The sequence below is a fragment of the Streptomyces sp. NPDC056600 genome (assembly GCF_042792855.1).
Lineage (GTDB): Bacteria > Actinomycetota > Actinomycetes > Streptomycetales > Streptomycetaceae > Streptomyces.
Genome location: NZ_JBHTVQ010000004.1, coordinates 130,757 through 154,834, shown reverse-complemented (window position 1 = coordinate 154,834; position 24,078 = coordinate 130,757). Strand labels below are relative to the sequence as shown.

At 72.6% G+C, this 24,078-nt stretch carries 17 protein-coding genes, 1 tRNA gene, 1 pseudogene and 1 riboswitch; of the genes and pseudogenes, 4 read left to right on the top strand and 15 right to left on the bottom strand.

Annotated elements, in window-relative coordinates; genetic code table 11:
* Positions 1-31: 31 nt before the first annotated feature.
* Positions 32-916, bottom strand: coding sequence for a Bax inhibitor-1/YccA family protein (locus ACFRAV_RS03880; protein WP_351113469.1), 885 nt, complete (start codon positions 914-916; stop codon positions 32-34).
* A 129-nt stretch (positions 917-1,045) separates the two neighbouring features.
* Positions 1,046-2,086, bottom strand: a complete 1,041-nt coding sequence (locus ACFRAV_RS03875; RefSeq protein ID WP_382551372.1) for an SGNH/GDSL hydrolase family protein — start codon at positions 2,084-2,086, stop codon at positions 1,046-1,048.
* A 165-nt stretch (positions 2,087-2,251) separates the two neighbouring features.
* Here ACFRAV_RS03875 and ACFRAV_RS03870 point away from each other — a divergent pair, with 165 nt between their 5' ends.
* Positions 2,252-3,640, top strand: a complete 1,389-nt coding sequence (locus tag ACFRAV_RS03870) for a cystathionine beta-synthase (protein WP_382551370.1) — start codon at positions 2,252-2,254, stop codon at positions 3,638-3,640.
* Positions 3,641-3,943: 303 nt separating this feature from the next.
* Here the strand turns inward: ACFRAV_RS03870 and ACFRAV_RS03865 are convergent, their stop codons facing one another.
* Complete coding sequence (locus tag ACFRAV_RS03865; protein ID WP_382551417.1) at positions 3,944-4,732, bottom strand: hypothetical protein; 789 nt, start codon at positions 4,730-4,732, stop codon at positions 3,944-3,946.
* Between the two features lie 400 nt (positions 4,733-5,132).
* On the bottom strand, positions 5,133-6,353 hold the full coding sequence (locus ACFRAV_RS03860; RefSeq protein ID WP_382551369.1) for an acetyl-CoA C-acetyltransferase: 1,221 nt from the start codon (positions 6,351-6,353) through the stop codon (positions 5,133-5,135).
* Positions 6,354-6,788: 435 nt separating this feature from the next.
* Between ACFRAV_RS03860 and ACFRAV_RS03855 the strand changes: the two genes are divergently transcribed.
* The 3 genes and pseudogenes from ACFRAV_RS03855 (at position 6,789) to ACFRAV_RS03845 (ending at position 10,793) form a co-directional block, all read left to right on the top strand.
* Positions 6,789-7,499: a serine protease gene (locus tag ACFRAV_RS03855; RefSeq protein WP_382551367.1), complete on the top strand. Its 711-nt coding sequence runs from the start codon at positions 6,789-6,791 to the stop codon at positions 7,497-7,499.
* Positions 7,393-8,580: pseudogene (locus tag ACFRAV_RS03850) on the top strand (hypothetical protein); the annotation flags it as partial. The gene ACFRAV_RS03855 and the pseudogene ACFRAV_RS03850, both read left to right, overlap by 107 nt.
* 1,850 nt (positions 8,581-10,430) lie before the next feature.
* Positions 10,431-10,793 (top strand): CU044_2847 family protein, encoded by a 363-nt coding sequence (locus tag ACFRAV_RS03845; protein ID WP_382551366.1) that lies wholly within the window; start codon positions 10,431-10,433, stop codon positions 10,791-10,793.
* Positions 10,794-11,088: 295 nt separating this feature from the next.
* On the opposite strand, the gene ACFRAV_RS03840 is transcribed toward ACFRAV_RS03845, so the two are convergent.
* From ACFRAV_RS03840 to ACFRAV_RS03790, 11 genes are all read right to left on the bottom strand, one after another.
* Positions 11,089-11,171: transfer RNA gene (locus tag ACFRAV_RS03840), tRNA-Leu, on the bottom strand.
* 305 nt (positions 11,172-11,476) lie between these two features.
* Entirely contained in the window at positions 11,477-12,613 is a 1,137-nt protein-coding gene (locus ACFRAV_RS03835) for a lytic polysaccharide monooxygenase (RefSeq protein ID WP_382551365.1), read from the bottom strand.
* 299 nt (positions 12,614-12,912) lie between these two features.
* Positions 12,913-14,322: an NAD(P)/FAD-dependent oxidoreductase gene (locus tag ACFRAV_RS03830; RefSeq protein ID WP_382551363.1), complete on the bottom strand. Its 1,410-nt coding sequence runs from the start codon at positions 14,320-14,322 to the stop codon at positions 12,913-12,915.
* A gap of 464 nt (positions 14,323-14,786) precedes the next feature.
* Positions 14,787-16,037, bottom strand: a complete 1,251-nt coding sequence (locus tag ACFRAV_RS03825; RefSeq protein WP_382551362.1) for an LPXTG cell wall anchor domain-containing protein — start codon at positions 16,035-16,037, stop codon at positions 14,787-14,789.
* Positions 16,038-16,313: 276 nt separating this feature from the next.
* Positions 16,314-17,255: an exopolyphosphatase gene (locus tag ACFRAV_RS03820; RefSeq protein WP_382551361.1), complete on the bottom strand. Its 942-nt coding sequence runs from the start codon at positions 17,253-17,255 to the stop codon at positions 16,314-16,316.
* Positions 17,252-17,800: a DUF501 domain-containing protein gene (locus tag ACFRAV_RS03815; protein ID WP_351113458.1), complete on the bottom strand. Its 549-nt coding sequence runs from the start codon at positions 17,798-17,800 to the stop codon at positions 17,252-17,254. The genes ACFRAV_RS03820 and ACFRAV_RS03815 overlap by 4 nt, the downstream gene beginning before the upstream one ends.
* 46 nt (positions 17,801-17,846) lie before the next feature.
* Positions 17,847-18,371 (bottom strand): septum formation initiator family protein, encoded by a 525-nt coding sequence (locus tag ACFRAV_RS03810; RefSeq protein ID WP_382551359.1) that lies wholly within the window; start codon positions 18,369-18,371, stop codon positions 17,847-17,849.
* Between the two features lie 268 nt (positions 18,372-18,639).
* On the bottom strand, positions 18,640-19,920 hold the full coding sequence (gene eno, locus ACFRAV_RS03805; protein WP_351113456.1) for a phosphopyruvate hydratase: 1,281 nt from the start codon (positions 19,918-19,920) through the stop codon (positions 18,640-18,642).
* Between the two features lie 292 nt (positions 19,921-20,212).
* The gene (locus ACFRAV_RS03800) at positions 20,213-20,911 is read right to left on the bottom strand and encodes a transglycosylase family protein (RefSeq protein WP_382551357.1); all 699 of its coding nucleotides are present in this window, start codon (positions 20,909-20,911) and stop codon (positions 20,213-20,215) included.
* Between the two features lie 4 nt (positions 20,912-20,915).
* A riboswitch (cyclic di-AMP (ydaO/yuaA leader) is annotated at positions 20,916-21,084 on the bottom strand.
* Between the two features lie 241 nt (positions 21,085-21,325).
* Positions 21,326-22,549, bottom strand: coding sequence for a transglycosylase family protein (locus tag ACFRAV_RS03795; protein ID WP_382551355.1), 1,224 nt, complete (start codon positions 22,547-22,549; stop codon positions 21,326-21,328).
* A gap of 136 nt (positions 22,550-22,685) precedes the next feature.
* A complete protein-coding gene (locus tag ACFRAV_RS03790; RefSeq protein WP_382551354.1) occupies positions 22,686-24,041 on the bottom strand; it encodes a cytochrome P450 in 1,356 nt (451 codons plus the stop codon).
* Between the last annotated feature and the right edge of the window lie 37 nt (positions 24,042-24,078).

The following is a 24,078-nucleotide window of genomic DNA, read 5'->3' as shown; positions in this document are numbered from 1 at the left end:
AGACCCGGGGCCCTTCCGTTCACGCGGGTGATCAGTCGCTGCTGTTGAGGATCGCGATCAGACGGAGGAACTCCGTGTAGATCCAGACCAGGGTCAGCGTCAGACCGAAGGCGGCCATCCACGACTCCTCGCGGGGCGCGCCGTAGGCGATGCCGTCCTCGACCTGCTTGAAGTCCAGGGCGAGGAAGCAGGCGCCGAGCAGGATGCCGATGACGCCGAACATGATGCCCATGCCGCCGCTGCGGAAGCCGAGGCCGTCACCGCCGCCGAAGACGGCGAACAGCATGTTCACCATCATCAGCAGGACGAAGCCGAGCGCGGCCGCCATGACGAAGCCGGCGAAGCGGCGGTTCACCCTGATCCAGCGCATCTTGTACGCGAACAGGACGGCGGCGAAGACCGCCATCGTGCCGAGCACGGCCTGCATGGCCGCGCCGCTCGCGATGTGCGTGTCGACGATGTTCGACAGGACGCCGAGGAACACGCCCTCGAAGGCCGCGTAGGTCAGGATCAGCGCGGGCGAGGCCTTGCGCTTGAAGGACTGGACCATGGCCAGCACGAAGCCGATGAGGGCCGCACCGATGGCGACGCCGTACGACCGGTTGATGTTGCCCATGTCGACCGGCAGCAGCGCCCAGGAGAGGGCGGCGGTGACGATCAGCACGCCGAGGGTGCTCGCGGTGCGCATGATGACGTCGTCCATCGTCATGCGGCCGGCGGAGACCGGGGCCTGCGGGGCGCCGTACTGGGCGGCGTCCTGGGCGTAAGGGTTCTGCGCGTACGGGTTCTGCGCGTAGGGGTTGGCCCCCTGCGTGCCGACGGCGGCTCCCCCGGCCTGCGGCGCGGTGTTGAAGCCCGCGTGGCCGTTGTCGCGGCTGAACCCCCGTCGCGAGAAGACCGGGTTGCTGCTCCTCATTTCACTCCTCCATGGCCACCCTGCGCGGCCTTGGGCTCAAGAGTAATGGACAGGCAAAAAAGTGACTCTACTGCTTGGGTAGGATCTTTCCTTCCCCCTTGCAGGCACGCAACGCCCCGGACCTCCTCGTTATGCCCCCGTGGAGCTGTGCCGGGCGGGTTCGTGGACCGGCGGGGGGTTCACCCGCCGGCGGCGGCGCCGCTTGAGCATGGCCCACGCGCCGCGCACCCCGCCCGGCGAGGCCGCCGTGACCTCGGTGCCGGCCTCCTCGGCCGCCGCCGCCGCGGCCCGGGCCACCGGCAGGAAGCCCTCGTCGCGGGTGGCGTCCGGACGCTCCTCCTCGGCCGGCCACAGCCCGAGGGCCGCGCAGACCGTGGGCAGCACCGCCATGGCCGCCGTCTGGTAGCCCTCGGCCGAGGGGTGGTAGGCGTCGGGGCCGAACAGCTCCCGCGGATGGGCGGCGAACTCGGGCCCCAGCATGTCGCCCAGCGAGACGGTCCGCCCGCCCTGCTCCACCGTGCCGATGGTCTGGGCGGCGGCCAGCTGGCGCGAGGTCCGCCTCGCCAGCCAGCGCAGCGGCTGCTGGATGGGCTCGATGGTGCCCAGATCCGGGCAGGTGCCGACGACCACCTCGGCCCCGGCGGTACGCAGCCGGCGCACCGCGCCCGCCAGGCAGCGCACCGAGCGGGTGGCGGGCGTGCGGCTGGTGACGTCGTTGGCGCCCACCATGATCACGCACACGTCCGGCGGGCCGTCGTCGGCGGCGACCGCCTCGGACACCTGCCGGTCCAGGTCCTCCGAGGTCGCCCCCGGCACGGCCACCACGCGCAGCCGCACCGGCAGCTCCGCGACCGCGGCCAGCCCCGAGGCGAGCAGCGCGCCGGGGGTCTGCCCGGAGCGGTGGACGCCCTGCCCGGCGGCCGTGGAGTCGCCCAGCATCACCAGGCGCAGCGGAGCGCGGTCCCGGGTGGCGTAGCCGCCTCCGTACAGACCGTCGGCGTTCGGGACGTGCGGGTCGTACCCGTTGGTCGTCACCGTCCGCCGGGCCAGATGCATCTCGGCCAGCAGCAGTCCCGCGGCGGCGGCGCCCGCCAGGCCGATACCGCCCCCGCCGTACGCGGCGCCGGCCGCGATCCGCCGGGCCACGCGTGCCTTCGCCGTACTCGACATCCTTCGCCGCCACCTCCTCGTCACCTGCGCACCCGCGCGGTCCTGTACTCCTTGCTTGCCCCGTGGAGGTGGTCGGCCAATCGCAATCGTGACGAGTCGGCGACGCTGTGTCAGGCCCGTAGGCTGGTGGCCACCGAATCAAGACCTGAGCGACCGGAGACAACGGTGCGATTCCACGACTCGATGATCAGCCTCGTCGGCAACACGCCGCTGGTGAGGCTCAACAGGGTGACCGAGGGCATTGAGGCCACGGTCCTCGCCAAGGTCGAGTACTTCAACCCCGGCGGCTCCGTGAAGGACCGCATCGCCCTGCGGATGATCGAAGCCGCGGAGCAGAGCGGCGAGCTGAAGCCGGGCGGCACCATTGTCGAGCCGACCAGCGGCAACACCGGCGTCGGCCTGGCCATCGTGGCGCAGCAGAAGGGCTACAAGTGCGTCTTCGTCTGCCCCGACAAGGTCAGCACGGACAAGATCAACGTGCTGCGCGCGTACGGCGCGGAGGTCGTGGTCTGCCCGACCGCCGTCGACCCTGAGCACCCGGACTCGTACTACAACGTGTCCGACCGCCTGGTCCGGGAGATCCCGGGCGCCTGGAAGCCGGACCAGTACTCGAACCCGAACAACCCGCTCTCCCACTACCACTCCACCGGCCCCGAGCTGTGGGAGCAGACGGAGGGGAAGATCACCCATTTCGTGGCGGGCGTGGGCACCGGCGGCACCATCTCCGGCACCGGCCGCTACCTGAAGGACGCGAGCGAGGGCCGCGTCAAGGTGATCGGCGCGGACCCGGAGGGCTCGGTGTACTCCGGCGGCTCCGGCCGCCCGTACCTGGTCGAGGGCGTGGGCGAGGACTTCTGGCCGACCGCCTACGACCGCGAGGTGGCCGACGGGATCGTCGCCGTCTCCGACCGTGACTCCTTCCAGATGACCCGCCGCCTCGCCAAGGAGGAGGGCCTGCTGGTGGGCGGCTCCTGCGGCATGGCCGTGGTGGCGGCACTGGAGGTCGCGAAGGGGCTCGGTCCGGACGACGTCGTCGTGGTGCTGCTGCCGGACAGCGGCCGCGGCTACATGAGCAAGATCTTCAACGACGAGTGGATGGCCGACTACGGCTTCCTGGAGGACGCGGGCCCGAGCGCGCGGGTCTCCGACGTGCTGAACGACAAGGACCACGGCATGCCGTCGCTGGTCCACATGCACCCCGACGAGACGGTCGGCCAGGCCATCGAGGTGCTGCGCGAGTACGGCGTCTCGCAGATGCCGATCGTCAAGCCGGGGGCGGGCCACCCGGACGTGATGGCGGCGGAGGTGATCGGCTCGGTCGTCGAGAAGGAGCTGCTCGACGCGCTGTTCACCAAGCGGGCGGACCTCGGCGACCCGCTGGAGCGGCACATGTCGGCGCCCCTGCCGCAGGTCGGCTCGGGCGAGCCGGTGGAGGACCTGATGGCGGTGCTGGGTTCCGCGGACGCGGCGATCGTGCTGGTGGACGGCAAGCCGACGGGCGTCGTCAGCCGGCAGGACCTGCTGTCCTTCCTCGCCAGGGGCCAGGAGCGCTGACCACGCGGTGAACCCGGGCGCGCCCCTCGCGACGGGGGCGCACCCGGGGCGTTGCGGCAAGTGGTACCCACGTGTCACGTGCGCGCAGCATGGGCTTAACACGGGTCCGGCAGGGTGGTGGATGCCGGTGGGGGCGGGAGCGGCTCCCCGCCCCGGGCCGGTGTGCGCGATGCCCGGTCCTGACCCGGTCCGCGTCCGACGCGGGAACCGTCGTCGTCCCGACCCCTCGTCCGCGAGGGGTGCGACGGTTCCCGCGACAGTCTTTTCCGCGGCAGTCTTTCCCGCGCCGCGTCAGCGCTCCCGTCAGAGGGAGGCTATGACCCGGTCGGCGAGGACGCAGACGTTGTCGGTGGGGCCGCAGGTGAACGTGAGGACGTAGCCGCCGGAGATCCCGGAGCCGCCCAGGAGCGACGGCGCGTCACCCTGGTCTATCGCCGAGGCGAGCCGTTCCGCGGTCTCCCGGTGTCCGGGCGTGACGCACAGCGTCGTCCCGTCGGCGAACTCGTAGACGTCGAGCGTCCCCATCGGCCCGGGCCGCACGTCGGCCAGCGGCGTCTCCGCCTGGGCCAGCTCCTCCAGCCGCGCCAGCGTCTGCTCGTCGTCGGCGACGGTCGGCGACTGCGCGCCGAGCGGGGTGAATTCGGGGTGGGAGGGGTGACGGCGCCGCGCGGCGGCCAGTTCGGCGGACTCGCCCTCGCCGCCCTCCGCGTCGAGCTCCAGCCCGGCGAAGTCGGACGGGTGCGGCAGGAGGAACTCGCCGTCCGGCGGCAGTCCCAGCAGGGACCGCGCCTCGGACGCGTCCCGCGCCTCCTGCGCGGCCCAGAAGGCGCGCGCCTCGGCCAGCTCCCGCTCCCGCTCCTCGGCCAGCGCCTCGGCGACGGCCGCGCGTATGTCCTCGGTGTCGGCGGCGGACCGCGCGGCGGGGACCCGCGGCGCGGCGCCCTCACGGCCGGCGGCGGACCCGTCCGGCACCGCGCTCTCCAGCTCGGCGCGCAGCGCGGCGAACTCCCCGCGCAGACGCCGCAGGGCGACGAGGACCGCGGCCCCCACGACACAGGCGGCGGCGGAGATGACCAGCAGGGCGGTCTGCATGGCGCTCACTGACGTACTCCCGGTTCCCACGGACAAACGCGCCGGACGACGACCGGCGCACCCCCGTACGAGTCGACCCCGACTTTCCTACATCGAGTTCCCCTACCGAGCTTGACGCCTGAACGGCCCGGATGTCAGTGCGAACCACCGCGAATCGGGCGCACAGCGGGGGCGCATCGGTGTCCACGGGGCGGCTGACCTGCGCGTTCTCGGCGTCGACCGTGGCCCGAGGGAGATAGGTCACATCCTGGAGGAGGTTGGGTCACGGGACGGCACCGGTCCTGTGAAGGGCCCGCCGCGGAGACTGCCGCACAGGGCTGGAGGGGCCCCGGAAACGCGCGGGCCCCGCCCCCGGAACGAACGTCCGGGAAGCGGGGCCCCACCGCGGGCCGGGCCGAGGTCAGCTGAGGCGCTCGATGACCATCGCCATGCCCTGGCCGCCGCCGACGCACATGGTCTCCACGCCGAACTGCTTGTCGTGCCACTGCAGGGAGTTGATCAGCGTGCCGGTGATGCGCGCGCCGGTCATGCCGAAGGGGTGGCCGACCGCGATCGCGCCGCCGTTGACGTTCAGGCGGTCGAGGTCGATGCCGAGGTCCTGGTAGGAGGGGATCACCTGGGCGGCGAACGCCTCGTTGATCTCCCACAGGTCGACGTCCGAGACGGACAGGCCGGCCCGCTTCAGCGCCTGGCGGGAGGCCTCGACCGGGCCGAGGCCCATGATCTCCGGGGAGAGGCCGGAGACGCCGGTGGAGACGATGCGGGCCAGCGGGGTCAGGCCGAGCTCGCGGGCCTTGGTGTCCGACATGATCACCAGGGCGGCGGCGCCGTCGTTGAGCGGGCAGCAGTTGGCCGCGGTGACCAGGCCGTCGGGGCGGAAGACCGGCTTGAGGCCCTGCACGCCCTCCAGGGTGACGCCGGCGCGCGGGCCGTCGTCCTGGGAGACGACCGTGCCGTCGGGCAGCGTCACCGGGGTGATCTCGCGCTCCCAGAAGCCGTCCTTGATGGCCTTCTCGGCGAGGTTCTGCGAGCGGACGCCGAACTCGTCCATCTCCTGGCGGGTGACGCCCTTGAGGCGGGCCAGGTTCTCGGCGGTCTGGCCCATCGCGATGTAGGGGTCGGGGAGCAGACCGTCCTCGCGCGGGTCGTGCCAGGTGGTGCCCTCCTGCTGGGCGACCTCGGCGGTGCGCGCCTCGGCGTCCGCGAACAGCGGGTTGCGCGTGTCCGGGAGGCTGTCGGAGTTGCCCTTGACGAACCGGGAGACCATCTCGACGCCCGCGGAGATGAAGACGTCGCCCTCTCCGGCCTTGATGGCGTGCAGGGCCATGCGGCTGGTCTGCAGGGAGGAGGAGCAGTACCGGGTGATCGTGCAGCCCGGCAGGAAGTCCATGCCCATCTCGACGGCGACGATGCGGCCGAGGTTGTTGCCCTGCTCGCCGCCGGGGAGGCCGACGCCGAGCATCAGGTCGTCGATGTCGCGCGGGTCGAGCTCGGGGACCTTGGCGAGGGCGGCCTGGATGATGGTGGACGCGATGTCGTCCGGACGCAGGTCCTTGAGGGAGCCCTTGAAGGCGCGGCCGATGGGGGAACGGGCGGCTGAGACGATCACGGCTTCGGGCATCAGGACTCCTGAGGCGTACGCGGCGGATAGGTCGGACTTCCTGGGAAGTTACCGGTCCGTACCCGCGCGGTCACCGCGATGGAGGTGTGACACCGGACGCATTTTTCTAAGCGCTTGCTTTTTTGGCCCCGCCCGCACGCCGCCCGCGCCTTGAGGAGGCCATGCCGGACGCGAAACCCCGGGAGCCCGGACACCGCGCCCGGATCACCGGCAGTGGTGAACTCGCCCAGCCGGCGCGCACGTTCGACGTCACGCTGCCTGGAGGCCGCACGCGCGACGAGGCCCCGGACCCGGAGCGGCTCGCCCCGCAGGTCGTCCGGGAACCCGCTTGTCCCGCACGGTGGCGGGCGACACTCTGGTCGCGTCGAGCTCCTCGGCGGGCCGCAGCGACGCCGGGGGGCCGACCGGTGGACCGGGCGATCGGGGGACTACTCCATGGAGCGGGACGGCGCCGCGCCGAGCGACGCGGCGGTGGTGAGGGTGCTGAACGCGGACGGCAGACCGGAAGGGGCCGGCTTCCTCGGCGGCCACCGGGAGGTGATCACCTGCGCCCACGTGGTCGGCAGGGCGCTGGGCTCCTCCTCGCCCTCGTCGGCGGAGCCGCCGGCCGGACGATTATGGGTCGACTTCCCCCTGGCCCGGCCGGGCCTCCGGGCAGAGGTGCGTGTCGTGTCGTGGGTCCCGGTCCAGCCCGACGGGTCCGGTGACATCGCCGTCCTGCGGTTGCTCGCCGACCCCCCGGCCAGGGCGACGGTCGCCCGGCTGGTGGAGGACGTGGCCGGACCGGACCTGCGGGTGCGCACCTTCGGCTTTCCTCCCGCCTACGACGACGGCGCCTGGAGCGTCGGACGGCTGCGCGCGCGGACCGCGACCGGCTGGCTGCAGTACGACACGGATCCGGCCAGCGAACATCGCGTGCGGACCGGCTTCTCCGGCGCCCCGGTCTGGGACGTGGCCGGGGGGCGGTGTGGTGGGCATGGTGGTCGCCGCGGACAGCAGGCCCGACGTTCGCACGGCCTACCTCATCCCCACCCGGACGCTGCGCGAGAGTTCGGCGGCCCTCGACGACACGGCGCTGCCCCCCTGCCCGTTCCGCGGCCTGAAGCCCTTCCAGGAGCGGGACGCCCGGCTGTTCCACGGCCGTGAGGAGCACGCTCGGCGCATCACGGGCCTGCTCGACCACGCGTCCGCCCTCAGCATGGTCGGCCCGTCCGGCTGCGGGAAGTCCTCCTTGCTGCACGCCGGAGTGCTGCCGGCCCTCCGGGACCGGCGGGGCCGCGAGATCATCGCCCTCCGGCCGGGCGGGGTCGGCCGGAACCCGCTGGAGTCCCTGGCCCTCGCGCTGCTGCCGGCACTCGAACCCGACCTGACCGAGACCGCGCGTCTGCACGAACTGCCCGGGCTGACGGACCTGCTGCGCGCGGGCCGGATGCCCGAGATCGTCGAGCGGCTGCCGGCCCGCCGGGGCAGGGACCGGCTGCTGCTGGTGGTCGACCAGTTCGAGGAGGCGCTCACCGGCGCCGAGCCGAGCGAGCTGGACGCCCTGGCGGCAGCGCTCGGACACGCCCTGGCCCCCGGCTCGGGGCTCCAGCTCGCCGTGACCCTGCGCGCCGACTTCCTCGTGTCCGTCCTCAGCCATCCGGGGCTCGCCCCGCTGTTCGGCGGTGACCGGCTGTTCACCGTGGGGGCGATGTCCGACGAGGAGCTGCGGGCGGCCGTCGAACGGCCGCTGGACCACACCGGCGTCCGCTACGAACCGGGGCTGGTGGACCGGATACTGAGGGACCTCGGAAGCGACCCAGGGCGGCTGCCGCTGCTGGAGTTCACCCTCACCAGGCTGTGGGAGCGCCAGCGGCGCGGGGTGATCGGACACGCCGCCTACGAGTCCCTGGGCCGCGTCGACGACGCGCTGGTCACCCACGCGGAGCAGATCTGGAGCAACGCCCTGACCGAGGAGGAGCGTGGGGCGGCCCGCGCCCTGCTCGTCCAGCTCGTCCACCCCGGTGACGAGCGGGCGGCGCCCACCCGGCGCACCCTCGCCCGCACCGAACTGCCCCCGCACCAGTGGCGGATCGCCCAGCGGCTGATGACCACCCGCCTCGTCGTGCCCGGCGAGGAGCGCCGCGGGGGCGACGGATCGTCCGAGGAGACCGTGGAACTGGCCCACGAGACCCTGCTGACGCACTGGACCCGGCTGCGCGAGTTCTTCGAGGCCGACCGCGGCTTCAGGCTGTGGCAGGAGGACCTGCGGCGGCGGATCGCCCGCTGGGACGCCGAAGGGCGCCGCGGCAGCCGGCTGCTCCGGGGCGCGGACCTGCGCGACGCCCGGCGCCGGCGGGGGCTCCACGCCGCCGAACTCCCCCCGGTGGAGCAGGAGTACGTGGAGGCGAGCGTGCGGGGCGCCCGCCGTCGTCACGTACGGATCGTCGCGCTGGGCCTGGTCCTCGGCCTCCTCGCGGGGGCCTTGGCCCTGGAGGTCCGCGCGCGTGAGCGTGGGGCCGTGAAGGACACGGCGACCCAGGCGTCCCGGGTGCTGGTGCAGCAGTCACGCGACTCCGACCTCATGGCCGACCCCTCCGACACGGGCTCCGGGTACACGGCCCTGCTGCTGGCCCTGCGGGCGTACCGCACCCAGGACACCCGGCAGACCCGGGCGCGCCTGGGCGAGATGTACGCGCGGTACGGCTTCGCCGACGTCATCGTCCCGGTGTACGCCTCTCTGCGGACCCTGCTGACCGACCCGGTGGGGCTGTGGAGGGCCTTCCCCACCGTCGACGCCGACGGACGGGTGATCGCCGCGTCGGCCGCCGACGGCGAGGTGGTGGTGCTGGACGGCGCGGGTGACTCCGGGCCACGACGGCTGTCCGACGGCCACCACGCGGACGTGACGGCGGTCAGCCCCGACGGCTCCGCGGTGGCGATGGCGCGTGCGTCCCTGCCTGTCGGATCCACCGCCGTCCCCAGCACTCCCTTGGACCCCGGCGGCCTGCCGGTGCGGTTGTACGACGTGCGGACCGGGCACGCGCGCGAGTTGGAACGTCCCGCGGAAGGGGACCCCTTCCCTGAGGAGGTGGGCATCCCGTCGGTGGACCTGCCCGGGCTGGAGCTGCCCGACCTCGGCGACCTGGCGGACCTGCCCGGCGGTGGCGGCCTCACCCTGCCGACGGAGTACGGACGGCTCGCCTTCTCCCCCGACGGCTCGGTGCTGATCGGGCAGACCGGGATGTTCGGCGAGGGCGGCCGGCTCGTCCTCTGGGACACGGCCGACGGGCACATCAGGAAGATCCTGCCCGGTCTGCCGAACGCGGTCGACGCGTTGTGGCTGGACGACGGCGGCGAACGCCTGGTCACGCTCAGCAATCGCCTGTCGGACGGCGTCACGGGAACCACGAACCTGCTGGAGGTGTGGGACCTTTCCGGGGCGGAGCCCCGGGGGCGGAAGGTGCTCACCCTGGAACAGACGATGAGGAAGTCGATCGCGCTCGACCTGAGCCCGGACCTCGACCGGGTGGCCGTGGTCGAGTCCCTCGTCAAGGGCACGGACGTCGAACAGCGCCTGACGGTGCGCGAGTTGCCGGGCGGCGAGATCCTGCGGCGGGAACGGTCCCGACAGCAGGAGATCGGCGCGGGGGTGACCTTGACCGACGGGGCGTCCCGGATCCTGGTCTACTCCGCGGCCGGTCCCGTCGCCCCGGCGTCTCCCCGGTCGCCGACGCCCCGCACCGCCCCTTCCGCCGCCTCTCCGCCCGGCTACGACCCCTTCGCGCTGTCCGAGGCGTGGTCGGTCGACCTCCTGGGCTCGGGCGATGGACTGTCGGCGGTCCTGTACGACCCGCAGGGGGTGCTCGCCCTCGTCGGCCCCGGCAAGGGAAGCCCGATCAGCAGACTGCCACCTCCGCCCCCGCGGCCGGCGGGAGCGAGCAGGCGACAGCGGCGCCCTCGTCCGACGAGGCGAAGCGGTGGATGGCGGACCTGTGCCGGGCCCTCGGCGACGAGAAGCTGCCCGCGGCCGCCGCGGAGAAACTTCCCCCCGGTGCCTACCGGGGGGCGCTGTGCCCGAAGAAGGGATGAGGAGACATGGCCGAGACCCAGCTCATCCGGGTGCCGCTGGGCGGCGGCGCGGAGCCGGAGCGCGGCGCGCGGGTGGTGGTGGAGGTCGAGCCGGCCACCTCCGGCATCGTGCGCGCCGCCCGGCCGGGGGAGATCGCCGGCACCGCCGCGCGCACCCTCGCCGACAGCTTCGACCAGGTTCGCGACGCCGCCGCGGCGCTCCTCGACCGGCTGGTCACGCTCCCCACCGCGCCCAGCACGGTCGAGGTCGAACTCGGAGTGAAGATCAACGCCGAGGCGGGAGCGGTCATCGCCAAGACGGCGGCGGAAGGGAACTTCACGGTCCGGCTGACCTGGCGGCGCGCGGACGAGGGGGCGCCCACGCCGTAGGGCCTGGCCGGCGGCGGTCCCACGCCGCGGAGTCCCCGATTCCTGCGTGCCGCGCTTCCACGCCGCCGTCGCCGTTCCTTGTCACAGGGGGTACAACGGCAACGGCACCTGCAGCGAGACGCCTCGGATCCCTACGGTGCGGCTGGACGCCTCGGCCTCCGGGGCGCCCAGGCAGGCCCCGGGCGCCGGGCGCCTCTGCCGCCCGCCTCCACGGACGCCGCCCGCGCGCCGACGACGAAACGACGAAACGACCCCGCAGGGCCGTTTCGCCTGGTCATCATGGTGTCACTCAGTGTGCCCGGAACCGGACTCGAACCGGTACGCCCCCGAGGGGCAGCGAGGTTTAAGCTCGCCGTGTCTGCATTCCACCACCCGGGCCGGTCGCGGGGCGCACGCGAGGCCTGAGCCTAGCGGCGGGACCCCGTTCGAACAGCAGCACACCCACGAAGTTGTCTTATTTTACGGGCCTCTGACGGATCGTCAGAACCGCTCCGATCCGCGCCGGCCCGCCCTGAACACTCCGGCCGGAGACCTAGGTCAACCGGAGATTGACGGGAATTCATCTCTGCCCGTCAGGACGCCCTTCAGGCATGAGGGCCTGCGTGCCGGCCCCCGCCGGGCCTGTGGACAGCCGCGCGGCTGTCCACAGACCCGTCACCCTCAGGGGGTGCGGTCCTGGCCGGCTACAGGGCCGTACAGGAGACGGAACCGGTCGGCAGGTTGCTTCCGGACGAGTTGGCCGTGAACCCGAAGGTCGTCGTGCCGTTGGCCGCCACCGCACCGTTGTGCGCCGCGTTGGTGACCGTCACCGCGGATCCGGAGGTGGTCAGGTTGCCGTTCCAGAGGCTGGCGACGGAGGTGCCGCTGGCGTTCGTCCAGTTGACGCGCCACCCCTTGAGGGCCGTGGTGCCGTGGTTCATGACCTGCACCTCACCCTGGAAGCCACCGCCCCAGGAGCTGACCACCTTGTACGACGCCATGCAGGAGCTGGGGCTCGGCGAGGTCGGCGGGGTGGTCGGAGGAGTCGTGGTGGGCGGCGTGGTGGTGGGCGGCGTGGTGGTGGGCGGCTGGCTCGGCTGGGTGCTGCCGCCGATGCCGGTCACGTTGCCGTTGCCGCCGTCGAAGACGACGTCGGAGCAGGAGAAGAAGTTCTCGTTGCTGTCCGAGCGCACCCACTGGACGAAGATCATCGCGTCACCGGAGCGGCCCGAGGGCAGCGGGGTGTTCCAGGAGTAGTAGCCGCCGTCGGCACCGGCCGAGCCCGTCTGGGGCGGGTTGGAGACGGTGTGGATGAGCGACAGGTCGGACCACTTCAGCTGCGAGGTGGGCGACCATCCCTGGCGGGTGATGTAGACCCGGAACTCACCCGGGTGCGCGGCCCAGTTGCTGTACTTGAACTGGAAGCTGGAACCCGAGGTCAGGTGCGTCTTGGGCCAGTCGTTGCGGGCCAGGTTGTAGCCCTTGAAGTCGTACGGGGAGCGGTCGCCGGCGCTGCAGATGGTGCCGTCGGGCACGTAGCCCGAGCCCCGGCCGCCGGCGTTGGAGTCGAGGACCGCGAACCAGTTGTAGAGGGAGGAGGAGCCGCTCTGGGCGAGGGCCGCCGCGCAGGCCGCGTTGGTCGGGGAGGCCGCGCCGGAGCCGGTGATCGCGTCCTTGTAGCAAAGGTAGGTCCGGGAACCCGGAGACATGGCGACGCCGTGGGCCTCGGCCGGGCCCTGGGCCAGCAGCACCAGGCCGAAACCGGAGAGCAGAGTCGCGAAAGCGGTGAGCAGGGAGGTCTTGCGCCTGATGCCGCGTAAGCGGCTGGTCAGTCTGATCACGGCAGGTGCCTTTCGCCGGTCATGCCGGTGTGCGCCGCCGGGTCGTCCACCCGACTGCAGTGCATGGGCATGACATAGAAACGTGGGGGTGGGAGCGCTCCCACTCCGGACCATAGGGCGACTGTGAACCTGCTGTAAACAGCCCGCGTCAACGAAACATCCCGAAACATCGGCACCGCCGGGCGTAGGCGTCCGAAAAGCAAACGATCGGCTGAAAAGCAACGCCGAAAAGCCCGAAGGGGCTGCCCGCACCACGGAAGGTGGGCAGCCCCTTCGGGCTCACGCAGGTGACCGGAAGGTCAGGCCTTGGCCTTCTCCTCGGCCTTGGCGGCGACGACGCCGGCGGGCGCCGGGGCGGCCACGGCGGCGGCCGGAGCGGGCTTGGCGGCCTCGTAGAACTCCTCGCGCGGGTGCTCCATGGCGCCCAGCGAGACGACCTCGCGCTTGGTCAGCGCACCGAGGGTCCAGTCCGCGAGGACGCGGATCTTGCGGTTGAAGGTCGGCATGGCCATGCCGTGGTAACCACGGTGCATGTACCAGGCGAGACGGCCCTTGAGCTTGATCTTCATCTTGCCCATGACGATCATCGCCACGCCCTTGTGGAGGCCGAGACCCGCCACGGCGCCCTTGTTGGCGTGCTTGTAGTCCTTCTGCGGGAAGCCGCGCAGCGCCGAGAGGACGTTGTCGCCGAGGACCTTGGCCTGACGCAGCGCGTGCTGCGCGTTCGGCGGGCACCAGGCGTTCGGGTTGCCGGCCGCACGGCCGACCAGGTCCGGGACCTGGGCGTTGTCGCCCGCGGCCCAGACGTAGTCGGTGCCCTGGACCTGGAGGGTCGGGGCGCAGTCGACGTGGCCGCGCGGGCCGAGCGCGATGCCGTAGCGGGACAGCACCGGGTTGGGCTTGACGCCGGCGGTCCACACGATGGTGCCCGCCTCGACCTCGAGGCCGTTCTTCAGGACCACGTGGCCGTCCACGCAGGAGTCCATGGAGGTGGACAGGTGCACCTCGACGCCGCGCGACTCCAGGTGCTGCTTGCCGTACTGGCCGAGCTTGGGGCCGACCTCGGGGAGGATCTTGTCCGCGGCGTCGACCAGCACGAAGCGCATGTCCTCACGGGACACGTTCTTGTAGTACTTGGCCGCGTCGCGGGCCATGTCCTCGACCTCGCCGATCGTCTCGGCGCCGGCGAAACCGCCGCCGATGAAGACGAAGGTGAGCGCCTTGCGGCGGATCTCCTCGTCGTGCGTCGAGTCGGCCTTGTCCAGCTGGGCCAGGACGTGGTTGCGCAGGCCGATGGCCTCCTCCACGCCCTTCATGCCGATGCCCTGCTCGGCCAGACCCGGGATCGGGAAGGTCCGCGAGACCGCGCCCAGCGCGACCACGAGGTAGTCGAAGGGGAGCTCGTAGGCCTCGCCGACGAGCGGGGCGACCGTGGCGACCTTGCGGTCCTGGTCGATGGTGGTGACACGGCCGGTCAGCACCTCGGCCTTGCGCAGCACGCGTCGCAGCGGGACGACGACGTGGCGCGGCGAGATGTTGCCGCCGGCGGCTTCGGGGAGGAAGGGCTGGTAGGTCATGTACGAGCGCGGGTCGACGACCGTGACGGTCGCCTCGCCGAAGCGCATCTTCTTCAGAATGCGTCGTGCCGCGTACAGGCCTACGTACCCACCGCCTACAACGAGGATCCTGGGACGCTCCGTGGTGCTCATGGCATCGAGTATCCACCTCTTCGGGGGGTGACCTTCGTGCGCCCCTTCACAAGCTTCTACCGGTGCTCTGTTACACTGCGCGGCTCACGTGACCCAGATCATTGCGCCGGAGGGGAACGGTGTGCGCCTGCCTCTCGTTGTCCATGGCCCGTGAGCTGCTCCTTGTCCATGTAAGGACGGCGTGAGGAACGCGAAACAGAAGAGCGTGCGTCCGGGCGCCCCGCACGGCGAACCCCTCGTACGGATGCGCGGAACCAGACGTTCCGCCCCCTGCCGGCCGCTCGTCGCGCCGCTTGTCGCCCTCCAGGGGCCAATTCCTTGTGAAGAAGTTCACGAAGGTTCTTCGCGGAGGGGTCGAGGAGGACCCGGAGGGGACCCGCGCAGGTCCGGACGGCCCTGGACACGCCACGGCCCGGCGGTGCGCCGAGGCGCTCCGCCGGGCCGTGGTGAGGGACCGGACCGGGTCAGGACCGGGCGTCCGCCTTGCGGCGGCGGGAGACGACCACCGCGCCGGCGCCCAGCACCAGGGCGGAGGCGGCGGCCAGGGCCACCGGTGTCACCGTGGAGCCGGTAGCGGCCAGGTTGCCGGTGCCGCCCTGCGGGGCGGCGCCCGAGGTGGCGCTCGCGCTCGGGGCCGGGGTCGCCGTCGTGGTCTCGGTCGGGCTCGGGGAGGCGCTGTCGCCCGGGGTCGGGCTCGGGGTGCTGCCGGCGGGCAGGATGTCGATCCCGTAGTTCTTCATCGGGCCGAACAGGCACGGCACGGAGTCCTTGACCGGGTCGGCGGCGAAGGACGCGTGGACGTGGCTCTTCGGGGTGTCCTTGTCGACGGTCAGGCGCATCTTGATCTTGGCGCGCTCGCCGGGCTTCAGGTCCTCGAAGACCACCGCGGGGCTGTCGGCGGGCTCCAGCTCGACCCAGCCGTCGCCGCTCTTCCACTCGACCGCGAGGTCGTCCTGGTCGGCGCCGGGGGTGTCGAGGACGATGAACGTCAGCGGCTCGACGTCGACGGTGTGCTCGGTGCCGTTGGTGATCCGGAAGGTGAAGGGCACCCGGTCGCCCGCGACCATCTGCTCGGGCAGGCCGATCGCCCTGGACTTCAGCGCCTTGGCGTCGGTGCACTTCTTGGCGTCGGCGAGCGCCTGCTCGGCGGCCTCCGCCTTCTCCTTGGCGGCCTTCTCGGCCTGCTTCGCGAGCTCGTAGGTGCGCCCGGCCTCGACCCGGGCGTCGTCGAGCGCCGTGCCGGCCGCCTTCGCCTTCTCGTCCGCCTCGACGTGGGCCTGGCGGGCGTCCTCGAGGGCGAGCTCGGCGTCGGTCAGCTCCTGCTCGGCGGCGGCCTTGCCCGCCTCGTCCGCCTCGGCCAGCGCGGTCCTGGCGTTCTCGACGCGCGTCACGGCGGCGTCGAGGGCTGCCTTGGCCTCGCCGGCGGCCTTCCTGGCCTCGTCGGCGGCGACGACCACGGCCGGCGGGTTGTCCTTGTCGTAGTCGACGAGGGCCTCGAGCTTGTCGTACGCCTCGATCCGGGCGCGGATGGCCTCGCCGTAGGCGGTGCGCGCCTCCTCGAGGGCCTCCTCCAGCTCCTGGACGGTGGACCCGGCCTGGGCGACCACCGGCGCCGACGTCTCCGCGAAGGCCGGAGAGGCGGCGAACAGGGCGACGGGCGCGGTCACGGCGAGAGCGGCGGCCACTGCCAGGTAACGGCGTTTCTGCACGGACATGCCTCCTGGGGCGAAATGCGCGGGTGTGGCGAAGAACGGCGGGACCACCGCCGGGCCCTCCCCCGGGCCGCCGTGCGCGACGCGCGGACGGTGATCAACCCACCGGATTTTACGAGGGGTTGACGCAATCCGCGCTGATCTTTCGGCTGGCCCGCCGCGGGCCGCCCGACCCGCTCCGGGGACAAAGAGGTGCGGACCGGGAGGGTTGCCCTCCCGGTCCGCACCGGTTGTGTGACTCATGTCATGCGCGGCGCGGGGCCGTGCCCGAGCGGTCGCTCAGGCGATGCTCCAGGCGATGCCGTCGAGGATGTCGTGCTCGCTGACCACGACCTCCTCGGCGCCGATCCGCTCCATGATCGCCTGAAGCACCAGGGCGCCGGAGCCGATCACGTCGACCCGGCCGGGGTGCAGCGAGGGGATCCGCGAGCGCTCGGCGTGCGTGGAGCCCAGCAGCCGCCCGGTGATCTCGCGGACCCGCTCGTAGGGGACGCGGGAGTGGTGGATGGCGGCGGAGTCGTACTCCGGCAGGTCCTGGGCGATCGCCGAGACGCTGGTGACCGAGCCGGCCAGGCCCACCAGGGTCCGGGCCTCGCGCAGCGGGACGGTCTCCTCCGCGAGGTCCAGGGCGGCCTCCACGTCGGCGCGTATGGCCGCGATCCGCTCGTCCGTCGCCGGGTCCACCACCGTGCCGTCCTCGACCAGGTGGCGCTCGGTCATCCGCACGCAGCCGACGTCCACCGAGCGCGCGGCGCGCACCCGGTCGTCGCCGACGACGAACTCGGTGGAGCCGCCGCCGATGTCCACGACCAGGAAGGGCTTGGCCAGGTCGGTGCGGCCCGCGAGCTCGCGGGTGGCGCCGGTGAAGGAGAACTCCGCCTCCTGCTCGCCGGTGATCACCTCGGGCTCGACGCCCAGGATCGCGAGGACGCCGGCCACGAACTCGTCGCGGTTCTCGGCGTCCCGGGAGGCGGAGGTGGCGACGAAGCGGATCCGCTCGGCGCCGTGCTCCTCGATGACGGCGGCGTACTCGCGGCAGGCGGCGAAGGTGCGCTCCAGCGCCTCGGGGGCGAGCCGGCCGGTGCGGTCCACGCCCTGGCCGAGCCGCACGATCGTCATCCGGCGGTCGAGGTCGGTGAGCTCGCCGGTCGCCGGGTCGGCGTCGGCGACCAGCAGGCGGATGGAATTGGTTCCGCAGTCGACGGCGGCGACCCGGGTCACTGCGCCTCCCCCTCCTCCGGCGCGGCGCAGCCCTGCGGTGTCACGCAGGGGCCCTTGCGCCACCACTCGGGCAGCAGGGCGATGGCCTCGTCGCCCAGCGGGTTGACGCCCGGACCGGCCACCAGGGAGTGCGCGACCAGGACGTGCAGGCACTTGACCCGGTCGGGCATGCCGCCCGCGCTGGGGAAGCCCTGGAGCACCTCGATCTCGTCACGGCGCCGGATGTAGTCCTCGTGGGCGGCGCGGTAGGCGGCGGCGAGCTCCGGGTCGGACGCGAGGCGCTCGGTCATCTCCTTCATCACGCCGTCCGCCTCCAGCGTGCCGATCGCGGAGGCGGCGCGCGGGCAGGTCAGGTAGTACGTGGTCGGGAAGGGCGTGCCGTCCGGCAGTCGCGGCGCGGTCTCCACGACGTCCGGCTGCCCGCAGGGGCAGCGGTGCGCGATGGCGCGCAGCCCGCGCGGGGGACGGCCCAGCTGGAGCTGGAACGCCTCGACGTCCGCGTCGGTGGGCTCGGTGCGCTCGGTGGGCGGCGGGGGCGTTTCCATGCCTGGGGTTCTGCTCTCTCGCTCTACGGGTGGGGGCGGTCGGTCGTCAGCGGGCGGCGTCCGCGCGGCCGGTGGCCCGGCCGGCCTGGGCCCGGTCCGTCCCGTCCGCCGTGTCCGCCTCGTCGACGTCCTCCCACAGGATGTCGTACCAGGGGCGGTCCGCGGTGGGCCGCCCGGCGTCCTGCCGAGGCGCCGAGGCGGCGCCGCGCACGGTGAACCCGGTCTCGCCCGGTCGCAGCTGGTGCAGCCGCTCGCGGATCCGCTGCTCGGCGTACGCGTCGTCCTTCCAGCGCGCCTTGAGGTCGCGCAGGTCCTCCACCCGCTCGCGGGCGGCGTCGCGCTCCGCCTCCAGCTTCGCGATCTCGGCGCGCTGGGAGACGTACTGCCGGGTCGGGTAGGCCAGGGCGACGATCAGGGTGCACAGCACCAGGGCGAGCAGCGCGGCCCGGCCGGTCAGCCGGGAGCGGCGGGCCTGGCGGCGGGTCTGGGAGCGGTAGACGCGGGCGGCGGTCTGCTCACCGAGCAGCCGCAGCCGGGTGGTCGTGGAGAACCGGTCCCGGTTCTGCGCCATCTTCTCCGCGCCTCCCCGTCGGCGTGCCGTGTGCCTGCGTGCCGTGTGCCTGCTGCGTTGCGTGCCTGCTGCGTTGCGTGCCTGCTGTGCCGCGTGAGCGTCCTGGCGGCCGTCCCGCGTCTTCTTCCCCGCACACGGTACGTGACGCCGGGGCGCGGCCGCGCGCAGCGGGGCACGCAGCGGGCGCGCGGGACACGGACAGGGGTGTGCCCCCGGAGCCGGAGCTCCGGGGGCACAGGTCGGGCGCCGCGGCCCGAGGGCCGGGGTGTCAGCCCTTGAAGCGCGGGAAGGCGCTGCGGCCGGCGTACACCGCGGCGTCGTCGAGGATCTCCTCGATGCGCAGCAGCTGGTTGTACTTGGCGACGCGCTCGGAGCGGGCCGGGGCGCCGGTCTTGATCTGGCCGCAGTTGGTGGCGACGGCGAGGTCGGCGATGGTGACGTCCTCGGTCTCGCCGGAGCGGTGGGACATCATGCACTTGAAGCCGTTGCGCTGGGCCAGCTCGACGGCGTCCAGGGTCTCGGTCAGCGAGCCGATCTGGTTGACCTTCACCAGCAGGGCGTTGGCGGCGCCCTCCTCGATGCCGCGGCCCAGGCGCTCCGGGTTGGTGACGAAGAGGTCGTCGCCGACGAGCTGGACCTTGTCGCCCAGCTTGTCGGTGATGGTCTTCCAGCCGTCCCAGTCGTCCTCGAACAGCGGGTCCTCGATGGAGACGAGCGGGTAGGCCGCGACGAGCTCCTCGTAGTACTCCGTCATCTCGGCGGCGGAGCGCTCCTTGCCCTCGAAGAGGTACTTGCCGTCCTTGTAGAACTCGGAGGCGGCGACGTCGAGGGCGAGGGCGATCTGCTGGCCGGGGGTGTAGCCGGCCTCCTTGATCGCCTCGAGGATCAGGTCCAGCGCCTCGCGGTTGGAGCCGAGGTTGGGGGCGAAGCCGCCCTCGTCGCCGAGGCCGGTGGCCAGGCCCTTGGTCTTCAGCACCTTCTTGAGGGTGTGGTAGACCTCGGTGCCCCAGCGCAGGGCCTCGGAGAAGGACTCGGCGCCGATCGGCGCGATCATGAACTCCTGGATGTCCACGTTGGAGTCGGCGTGCGAGCCGCCGTTCAGGATGTTCATCATCGGCACCGGCAGCAGGTGCGCGTTGGGGCCGCCCAGGTAGCGGAAGAGCGGCAGGTCGCTGGCCTCGGAGGCGGCGTGGGCCACGGCCAGGGAGACGCCGAGGATGGCGTTGGCGCCGAGGGAGCCCTTGTTGTCGGTGGCGTCCAGGTCGAACATCGCCTGGTCGATCAGGCGCTGCTCGGTGGCGTCGTAGCCGACGAGCTCCGGGCCGATCTGCTCGATGACGGCGAGGACGGCCTTCTCCACGCCCTTGCCGAGGTAGCGGTTCTTGTCACCGTCGCGAAGCTCAATGGCCTCGAAGGCGCCGGTGGAGGCGCCGGACGGAACAGCGGCACGGCCGGTGCTGCCGTCGTCGAGGCCGACCTCGACCTCGACCGTGGGGTTGCCTCGGGAGTCCAGGATTTCCCGGGCTACGACGACGTCGATGGACGGCACGAGCATCTCCTTCTGGGATGTGACGCGAGTGGCGCCGGACCACCTGGTCCGGCACGGGGTGCACAGCCTCCGTGGCTCTGCGAGACCGAGCCTAACCGGCCGGACGGGATCGGCCAGCCGGTCGCCCCCTCTACGGAGGGGTAACAGGAGATTAATTGTTCCGACCCGAAACAAAAAGTCGGCGGACGTATTGCGTGCAAATGCCCCGCCCCCGTGCGCGGATCACGCAACACGGGGGCGGGGCTGTCACGGGGCGGGCGGCCGGCTCGGTCGGAGCCCGCCGCCCGGCGGGTCAGCTCAGGTGGAGCATCTGGCCCGGGTAGATCAGCTGCGGGTTCTGGACGATGTCCTTGTTCAGCTTGTACAGCTTCTTCCAGCCGCCCTTGGTGTGGTGCTTGTCGGCGATCCGGCTGAGCGAGTCGCCCTTGCGGACCTTGTACTCGCCGTCACCCTTGAGCACCTTCTTGCCGGTGGGCGTGGTGACCTTCTCGGCCTTCTTCGGCTTCTCGGCCTTGACGGGCTGGGCGGGCTTCTCGGCCTTCGGCGCGGGGGCCGGGGCGGCCTCCTGCTGCGGGGCCTGCTCCTGGGCGGGGGCCTCGGCGGCGCCGCCCTGGTACGGGGAGCTGGACAGGCCGACGCCGCAGTGCGGCCAGGCGCCCGGGCCCTGCTCGGCGAGGACCTTCTCGGCTATCTCGATCTGCTGGGCCTTGGTGGCCTGGTTGGCCTGGGCGGCGTACTGGGTGCCGCCGAAGCCGGCCCAGGTCTGGTTGGTGAACTGCAGACCGCCGTAGAAACCGTTGCCGGTGTTGATGGACCAGTCGCCGCCCGACTCGCACTGGGCGACGGCGTCCCACTCGGACTCGGTGGCGGCCGAGGCGGTGCCCGCGGTGATCAGCGGGGCGGCCACGACGGCGCCGGTGAGACCGGCGACGGCGAAGGCGCGCTTGGCCTTGGAGGGGCGACGGTGCTTGCCCTGGCAGGAAAACGACATGGAGGTATCCCCTCACCGACGCCTGCGAGGTGAGCTGTCGGGTTCGGGCTATGAGGGTCGCCCGGCCGCGCACCTCCCGGTGCACGGCTTCACCCCTAGCCGGTCCGGCGATCTGGCTGCCGGACACGGCGCTTACCTGGTTCCCCCGCTCCTGCCTACGGCGCATGACGCGACGACATGTCCCGTACGGCCGTTGGCAGGATTAGGCGTGACGGCCGCCGGGGCCCGCTGGAGCGAGCGGTTCGACGTTAGCCACGCCCATGCCGGGATTTCAAAGACGATCAGGGCTTCTGAGACCCATCTCTCACTTCTCCGGAATCAGACATTCCAGGACGAAAGGGTGGGTAACTCCCCCGATTTTGCCCGGCTTTCACCCCGCCTGATCGTCTCGTCCCCTCCGGTCCCCGGCCCGGTTCAGGCGGGGAGGGACAGCTTCGTGCCCGCCACCAGACGGTCCGGGTCGTCCCCGATCAGGTCCTCGTTGGCCTCGTACAGGGCGCGCCAGCCGCCCTTGACGTCCTGCGACTTGGCGATGGAGACGAGGCTCTCGCCGGCCCGCACGGTGTAGGTGCCCGCGGGGGCCGCGTGGCGGCCCGAGGAGCCGCTCGTGGTCTCCGTGGTCTCCTCGGCGCTGGTGCCGCGGTGGCGGCCGGAGCCGGAGGAGGCCTCGGAGTCCTCCTGGGCGGCGGTGTCGTCGCCGAAGAGCGGGGTGTCGTCCCCGAACAGCTCGTCGCCCTCGCCGTCGAACAGCGGCGCGTCCTCGTCGGACGAGCCGGTGTCGCCGCTCTCCTCCTGGTCCGCGTCGCCCTTGCCCTCGCCGTTCCCGTTGCCGTCGCCCTTGCCGCCGTTCTCGCCGGACTGGCCGCCGCCGTGCTCGCCGGAGCCGCCGCCGACCTCGGGCAGGTCCGGGACGACGGGGGCGCCGGTGCCGGTGTCGACCAGGCCCAGGTCCTCGCCGAGGTCCAGCCCCTCGTCCTGCCCGGCCTCCTGGCCGAGGTCCAGGGACCCGCCGTCCACCGGCGCAAGGTCGGCGCCGGGGAAGAGGCCGTGACCCGCGCCCCGGAGCATCCCCTGGTCGGCGTCGCCGGCCGCCTCGGCCGAGCCGGAGCCGCGCGCCTCGTCCGCGCGCCCGGCGCCGGAACCGCCGGTGCGGTCGCCGCCGGCGGACCCCCAGCCGGAGGCCGAGCCGTCGAAGGAGCCGGAGTCCGTCACGTCGCCGGTGCGCAGCGCGTCCACGCCGGTGTCCACCTGGGCGGCGGGGGCGTCCTCGCGCAGACCGTTCATCGCGCCGCAGGCGAGCCACGGGGTCGCGCCCTGCTCGGCGAGGATGCGCTCGGCCACGGCGATCTGCTGCGAACGGCTCGCCTCGGCCGGGTTGGAGGCGTACGACAGGCCGCCGTTGCCCTCCCACTGGTCCTGGGTGAGCTGGAGACCGCCGAAGAAGCCGTTGTCGGTGTCGGCGCTCCAGGCACCTCCGCTCTCGCACTCGGCGACCCGGTCCCAGGTCGCCCCGTCGGCCGCGCTCGCGCCGGTGGCCGCGAAGAGCGGCAAGGCGAGGGCGGACCCGGTCACGCCGGCTGCGACGACGACCGCCGGCGCCTGACGGGGGCGGCGGTGACGACCGTTTCCGGAGAGCATGCGGATGCCTTTCGTCGACTGCTGTGGGCGCGCGACCACGTCCGGCACCGCGCCGGCGGGGTCGTCACGTCTGTGCGGGAACGTAGCCGGTGATCATCGTTCGTCACAACTCGATGTCGCACAGAACACACGAACATCACAGAACTGTCGAACTATTGCTTCCACTTGGTCCCGGCTCGGGAGTGAACTCGACCGGAAGAGTCCGCAGGCCACGCATGATGAGACCGCCGCGCCAGCGCAACTCCTCCGGCGCGGCCCCGAGTTGAAGGTCGGGCAGACGAGTGAGCAAGGTCGCCAGCGCGGCGCGGCCCTCGAGCCGGGCGAGCGGGGCGCCCAGGCAGTAGTGGATGCCGTGCCCGTACCCCAGGTGCTGGTTGTCGCGGCGGGAAAGGTCGAGGGTGTCCGGCTCGGCGAACCGCTCGGGGTCCCGGTCCGCCGCGGCCAGCACCACCAGGACCGGATCGCCGGCCGCGATCCGCTGCCCGCCGAGGGTCAGCTCCTCGGTCGCGAACCTCCAGGTCGCCAGCTCCACGGGGCCGTCGAAGCGCAGCAGTTCCTCGACGCCGGTCTCCAGGAGCAACTCGTCCCCCGCGGCCAGCGAGCGCTGCAGCCGCTCGCGTTCGGCGGGGTGGGTGAGCAGCGCGTAGGCGCCGTTGCCGATCAGGTTGACCGTCGTCTCGAAGCCGGCGAACAGCAGGATGAAGGCCATCGCGGCGGCCTCGTTCTCGGTGAGGTGCTCCCCCTCGTCCGAGGCGCGGATCAGACCGGAGATCAGGTCCTCGCCGGGGGCCGGCTGCGCGGGCAGGGCGGCGCGCTTGCGGTGGATCAGCTCGGCGAGGTAGCCGCGCATCTTCTTCACCGAGCGCGCCACGCCGCCGCGTGGGCCGCCACCGTGGCGGATCATCATGCCCGCCCAGTCCCGGAAGTCGTCCTGGTCCTCGCGCGGGACGCCGAGCAGGTCGCAGATGGCGTAGATGGGGAGCGGGAACGCGAAGTCGTGGATCAGATCCGCGCTGCCGCGCGCGGCGAAGCCGTCGATCAGGGTGTCGGTGAGCTCCTGCACGCGGGGCGCGAACTCCGCGACCCGGCGCGGGGTGAACGCCTTGGCGACCAGGCGGCGCAGCCGGGTGTGGTCCGGCGGGTCGATGTTCAGCAGATGCGTCATCAGGTCCGCCTTGCGCTCGCCCGGGATGCCGGTCCGGTTCCGGGCGTGCGCGGGCTCGTCGTGGTGCGCGGGGTTCTTCGACAGCCGCGGGTCGGCGAGGGTCTGCCGGGCGTCGGCGTACCGGGTGACCAGCCAGGCCTCCACCCCGCTGGGGAGCCGCGTGCGGTGCACGGGGGCGTGCTCACGGAGCCAGGCGTAGGCGGGGTACGGGTCGGTCGCGAACTCCCAGGTGAAGAGTTCCGGGGCGGGCGGGGCGGGCGGGGCCTGCGGCGTCTGCGGGGTCTGCGGGGTCTGCGGGGTGGAGGGCGTCTGGTGCGGCTCGTTCACCCCACGACGGTACGCGGCGGGGCCCCCTCCCCCGCGC

Bases quoted from the DNA above. Each gene is read 5' to 3' on its own strand.
- ACFRAV_RS03825 (WP_382551362.1), bottom strand. From the start codon at position 16,037: ATGTCCGTGCAGAAACGCCGTTACCTGGCAGTGGCCGCCGCTCTCGCC.
- ACFRAV_RS03880 (WP_351113469.1), bottom strand. From the start codon at position 916: ATGAGGAGCAGCAACCCGGTCTTCTCGCGACGGGGGTTCAGCCGCGAC.
- ACFRAV_RS03845 (WP_382551366.1), top strand. From the start codon at position 10,431: ATGGCCGAGACCCAGCTCATCCGGGTGCCGCTGGGCGGCGGCGCGGAG.
- ACFRAV_RS03865 (WP_382551417.1), bottom strand. From the start codon at position 4,732: ATGCAGACCGCCCTGCTGGTCATCTCCGCCGCCGCCTGTGTCGTGGGG.
- ACFRAV_RS03815 (WP_351113458.1), bottom strand. From the start codon at position 17,800: ATGGAAACGCCCCCGCCGCCCACCGAGCGCACCGAGCCCACCGACGCG.
- ACFRAV_RS03795 (WP_382551355.1), bottom strand. From the start codon at position 22,549: ATGCTCTCCGGAAACGGTCGTCACCGCCGCCCCCGTCAGGCGCCGGCG.
- ACFRAV_RS03830 (WP_382551363.1), bottom strand. From the start codon at position 14,322: ATGAGCACCACGGAGCGTCCCAGGATCCTCGTTGTAGGCGGTGGGTAC.
- ACFRAV_RS03800 (WP_382551357.1), bottom strand. From the start codon at position 20,911: ATGTCGTTTTCCTGCCAGGGCAAGCACCGTCGCCCCTCCAAGGCCAAG.
- ACFRAV_RS03875 (WP_382551372.1), bottom strand. From the start codon at position 2,086: ATGTCGAGTACGGCGAAGGCACGCGTGGCCCGGCGGATCGCGGCCGGC.
- ACFRAV_RS03860 (WP_382551369.1), bottom strand. From the start codon at position 6,353: ATGCCCGAAGCCGTGATCGTCTCAGCCGCCCGTTCCCCCATCGGCCGC.
- ACFRAV_RS03810 (WP_382551359.1), bottom strand. From the start codon at position 18,371: ATGGCGCAGAACCGGGACCGGTTCTCCACGACCACCCGGCTGCGGCTG.
- ACFRAV_RS03855 (WP_382551367.1), top strand. From the start codon at position 6,789: ATGGAGCGGGACGGCGCCGCGCCGAGCGACGCGGCGGTGGTGAGGGTG.